We start from the raw sequence: 4769 nt of genomic DNA on the forward strand, positions 1-4769 counted from the left end.
TCGGCCGACCGGGGATCGACGACCCAGTAGTCGTCCAGACCTGCCTTCGCGTACTCGGCTCGCTTGGTCACCGCGTCGCGCTCGAAGGATCCCGCGGAGAGGATCTCGACAGCCAGCAGCGGAGGTTCGGTCAACCGCGGCGCCGTCGCGAGGCTTGAACGCACGACCATGAGGTCCGGCTGGCGGATCGCCAGGCGAGGTAGCTCCCACAGCACCCAGTCCCAGGGCGCCACCATCACCTCGTGCCCCGACGGGCATGCCGCGTGCAGGCTCAGCAGCAGCATCCGCACGCAGACCTGATGGGCACCGTCCGGCGATGGGCTCACGACAGGTTGACCGTCGACGACCTCGTACTCCGGACCGTCGGTTGCTGCCGCGAACAGTTCAAGGTAGGCGTCGACCGAGGTGAGTGGGTCGGCCAGGATGGGTGCGCGTCGCGAGGCAACCGGGTCCACACTCAAAGTCTGCCCCTCTCGCCCGTCGGGTGCAGCGTCCCGCCGTTCCTCAGCTGCGGTCGGCAGTCGCTCACCCGTAGCGCGTTGGTGGGGTTACGGCGGATGTTCTGCACCGCAGCCCCGCCAGCCGGCGGGTGTCAGCAGCGGCGGCGGCTCACAGCAGCAGCCAGCCGTTGTCGACGTCGAGCTGCACGCCGTTGACGCCGCGGTTGCCGAGCAGGAAGTCGACCGCACCGACGATGTCGGCCATCGACGCCAGCCGCCCGGTCGGCGTCCGCGCCAGAGCAGCATCCGTCGCCGCCGGCTTCGACGCCCAGTAGGGGCTGTCGCCGATGATCCCCGGGTGCAGCGCGTTGACCCGGATCGGCTTGAGCTCGGTGACCAGCGAGTTGACCATCCCGACAACCCCGCCGTTGACGGTCGACACGGTCGTCGACCCCGGATAGGGCCGGTCCTTCGCGCGCCCGCCGAAGATGACGATCGCCGACTCGTCGTGCAGCTTGGGGCGCAGCGCGTGCACCACCTCGGTGTAGGCCACCAGCTTGATCGTCGCCAGCCGGATCGCCGCCACCGGGTCGTAGGTCTCCAGCGTGTTCTGGTCGCGGTCGATCGCGGTGAGCACCAGGTTGTGCACCCGGTCGACGTCGGCGAAGGCCGGCGCGATCGTCTCCGGGTCGGCCAGCTCCAGCACCACGCCGCTCGACCCGTCACCGAGCTCCGCCGACACCTCCGCCGCCCGGTCCGCGGAACGCGACGTCACCACCACCGAGTCGCCGAGCTTGGCCCGGTTGCGCGCGATCTCGAGCCCCAGCCCGCTGCTGCCACCGACGACGACGGTCCTCACGAGTCGGTCCCTTCTGCCAGCCGGTCCTGCAGATAGGACCAGTCACGGACGTAGCGGTAGGTGTGCCGGCTCGGCGGCGCAGGCGACTGGGTCTCCAGCCACCGCACTATCCCGGGGCCGATGTTGCGGAAGCCGTGCACGCAGCCCACGCCCGCCCACGCGACGTCACCGACCTCGAGGACGTACGACGTCCCGTCGAACGTCGCCTCCACCGACCCCTCGGTGATCAGGTACGTCTCCTCGAGCGGGTGGTCGTGCGGCCCGGCGTAGCCCTCGGGGTCGTACTGCACCATGAACATCGTCGACTGCGTCGCCCCGAGGTCGGAGTCGACCATCATCTTCACGGTGATCCCGCTGTAGACCAGCAGTGCGGTGCGCATGCTGCCCGTCACCGCCAGCTTGTCCTGCGTCTGCCCACCGGGGTCCATGTGGGCCGGCGTGATGTTGCCGTAGCGCCGCGTCCGCGGGTCGCGCACGTCCAGGGTCTGCGCGGCCGTCTCCCTCAGCGGTGGCACGAGGTAGGTGTCGTTGTCGTACGCCGCGCGCGGTGCCGGAGCGGCCATCCGGGCCCACTGCACCGGCTCCGAGCCCTCGTTGCGCAGCGCGTGGGGGACCCCGGTCGGAAAGAGGCAGTAGTCGCCCGGCCCGAGCCGGGTCGCCTCACCGGGCTGCTGGATCACGACCTCGCCGGACATGACCCAGAGCGACTCCTCGTAGGAGTGCACGTGCGCCATCAGCGACCCGCCCGGCTGCAGCCGGCCGAGCGAGAAGCCAGTGTGGACCGCCGGCGTCGAGCCGTCGACGACCGACCAGGTGCTGTAGCCGGGCGCCGCCGCGAAGGGTCCCGCCCCGGGACGCCACTCCGCGTCGGCGCCCCGGACCACCAGGTGGTGCGTCGTCATCCGCGACCGCTCACGCGTTGGCCTTGGCCTTGGCGTTGGCGTCGAGCAGCCGGTCGCGGGAGTTCTGCACCTCGGTCTGCGCCTTCGCGAGGTCGCCGGTGAGCCGGAAGTCGCGCTTGCGGAACTCGCCGTCGACCAGCACGTGCTCGACGTTGGACACGTCGGCCATCAGCACCACGGCGGCGACCGGGTCGTGGATCGGCGTCATGTTGATGGCAGTGGCGTCGAGCACCACGATGTCGGCCCGCTTGCCCGGGGTCAGCGACCCGGTGCGGTCCTCGAGGCCGGCGACGTAGGCACCATTGAGGGTTGCCGTCTCGAGCACCTGCCGGGCGGTCAGCATCGTCTCGGGCACGGTCACGTTGGCCTCCCATGCCACCGCGTTGACCCGGGCGCGCTCGGCGCCGAAGGCCGCCCGCATCTGGGTGAACATGTCGCCCGGCACCGTCGTCACGACGTCGATCGACAGGCTCGGCCGCAGCCCGAACTGGATGCTCTTGTTGACCGGCGGCCAGCCGTGGCCCATCTGCAGCTCGACCTGCGCGGCGATCGAGATGGTGCCGCCGGTGTCGGCCACGCGCTGCCACTCGTGCTCGCTGAAGTAGCAGCAGTGAATGAAGGTGATGTCCGGCCCGAGCAGCCCGAGCCGGTCCAGCTGCTCGACCATCCCGAAGCGGCCGGCCATCCGGCCCATCGCCACGTGCACGGTCAGCGGGATGCCGAGCTCGCGGGCCAGCGCCCACTCGCCCTGCACGACCTGGTCCTGGGTGAAGCCCGGACCGCGGGTCGCCAGCCCCATCGTCAGCAGGCCGTCGTCGGACGAGAAGTAGGTGTCCCGGATCCGCGTCACGTCGTCGTTCGGGATCGCCTCGGCGCTGAAGAACCAGTACTTCTCCAGGGAGGTGTTGGCGCTGCCGTAGGCGTACTGCGAACGGATGCCGGTCTCCTGCAGCGCCCGGATGCCGGCGTCCGGGTGGTCCGGCGTGTTGTTGATGTGCGACCAGTCGACCAGCGTGGTGATGCCGGCGTTGAGGCACTCCAGCGACCCCGCGAGGTTGCTCGCGTAGACGTCGTCGGCCTGGTAGAGCGGCGCGAACGTGTCCAGCACCTCGACGAAGTAGTCGTCCAGCGTCGCGTTGGGCGCGCAGCCGCGGATCGCCGCCTCCCAGGTGTGCCGGTGGCTGTCGATGAAGCCCGGGATCAGGATCTTCCCGGTGCAGTCGACCACCTCGGCATCAGCATCCAGAGACTGCTGGATCGCCGAGATCTTGCCGTCCTCGACCAGCACGTCGGCGACGTCGAGGTCACCGACCTCCGGGTCCATCGAGATGACGGTCCCGCCCTTCAGCAGGGTCTTGCTCATCCGCGTGCCCCTTTCCCGGGAGATCGGTGGTGACTCAGTTGGAATGGCCCTCGCGACGTCCGGCAGTCGTGTTCAGGTGCGACTGGCTGTCCCGTACGGTCGGAAGCGGCCCGTCCACGGCCCAGTAGCGGCGGCCCGCGACGAGCAGGTCCTCGGCCGGGAACTTGGTGATGACCTCGCAGCCGTCGGCGGTCACCACGACTTCCTCCTCGATCCGCGCGGCCGACCAGCCGTCGGCGCCCGGCCAGTAGGTCTCGAGCGCGAAGACCATCCCCTCCTCGAGCACCTCCGGGTGCTCCAGAGAGACCAACCGGCTGAAGATGGGCTTCTCCCAGATGGACAGGCCGACCCCGTGGCCGTACTGCAGCGCGAAGGCTGCCTCCTCCGAGGGGAAGCCGAACTCCTGCGCGGTCGGCCAGAGCGAGACGATGTCCGCGGTGGTCGCGCCCGGACGTACGGCCGCGATGGCGACGTCCATGTACTCCCGGCAGCGGGTGTAGGCGTCCCTCATCGCCGGCGACGCGCTGCCCACGGCGAAGCACCGGTAGTAGCAGGTGCGGTAGCCGAGGTGGCTGTGCAGGATGTCGAAGAACGCCGGGTCGCCGGGGCGGATCACCCGGTCGCTGTAGACGTGGGGGTGCGGCGAGCAGCGTTCGCCGGAGATGGCGTTGACGCCCTCGACGTATTCGCTGCCGAGGTCGTAGAGCGTCTTGCTCACGACGCCGACGCACTCGTTCTCCTTCACGCCGGGCCGGAGGAACTCGTAGAGCTCCTCGTAGGCCGCGTCGACCATCGAGCAGGCCTGGGTGAGCAGCGCGATCTCGTCGACAGTCTTGCTGCGCCGAGCCTCGAGGAAGACCTGCTGCCCGTCGACGACGTCGAGGCCTTCGGCCTTGAGCGCGAAGAGGATCGGCATCTCGGCGACGTCGACGCCGATCGGCTGGTCGGCGAGGTCGTGCTCGCGCAGCACGGTGGTGACCTTGCGGGCGACCTCCTCGGCGATGCCGGCGTCGGGGTGGAAGGCGCCGCGCAGCGTCGAGATACCGGCCCGGGCGCGTTCCTCGCCGTCGAGCCACGGGTTGAAGAGCTGGTGGTGGCGGGCGGCGGACCCGAAGTCCCACAGCACCGGCTGGCCGCCGCGGGGGAGGACGGCGAAGCGGATCAGCTTGTCCACCGCCCAGGTGCCGATGTGGGTCGACGTCATG

General features: G+C 70.0%; 5 protein-coding genes. All 5 read right to left on the reverse strand.

Annotated features, from left to right (window positions below):
- Positions 1 to 455, reverse strand: a 455-nt coding sequence (locus VK640_08215; protein ID HTE73168.1) for a Uma2 family endonuclease, incomplete at its 3' end; no start/stop codon positions are given.
- 154 nt (positions 456 to 609) lie between these two features.
- On the reverse strand, positions 610 to 1299 hold the full coding sequence (locus VK640_08220) for an SDR family oxidoreductase (GenBank protein HTE73169.1): 690 nt from the start codon (positions 1297 to 1299) through the stop codon (positions 610 to 612).
- Positions 1296 to 2201, reverse strand: coding sequence for a cupin domain-containing protein (locus VK640_08225; protein ID HTE73170.1), 906 nt, complete (start codon positions 2199 to 2201; stop codon positions 1296 to 1298). The genes VK640_08220 and VK640_08225 overlap by 4 nt, the downstream gene beginning before the upstream one ends.
- A gap of 10 nt (positions 2202 to 2211) precedes the next feature.
- Positions 2212 to 3564, reverse strand: a complete 1353-nt coding sequence (locus tag VK640_08230) for an amidohydrolase family protein (GenBank protein ID HTE73171.1) — start codon at positions 3562 to 3564, stop codon at positions 2212 to 2214.
- A gap of 34 nt (positions 3565 to 3598) precedes the next feature.
- Positions 3599 to 4769, reverse strand: a 1171-nt coding sequence (locus tag VK640_08235; protein ID HTE73172.1) for a Xaa-Pro peptidase family protein, incomplete at its 5' end; no start/stop codon positions are given.

It is taken from the genome of Actinomycetes bacterium, from assembly GCA_035489715.1.
Taxonomy (GTDB): domain Bacteria; phylum Actinomycetota; class Actinomycetes; order JACCUZ01; family JACCUZ01; genus DATHAP01.

Excerpts from the sequence above, each read along its gene's own strand:
- VK640_08225 (HTE73170.1), bottom strand. The coding sequence starts at position 2,201 with ATGACGACGCACCACCTGGTGGTCCGGGGCGCCGACGCGGAGTGGCGT.
- VK640_08230 (HTE73171.1), bottom strand. The coding sequence starts at position 3,564 with ATGAGCAAGACCCTGCTGAAGGGCGGGACCGTCATCTCGATGGACCCG.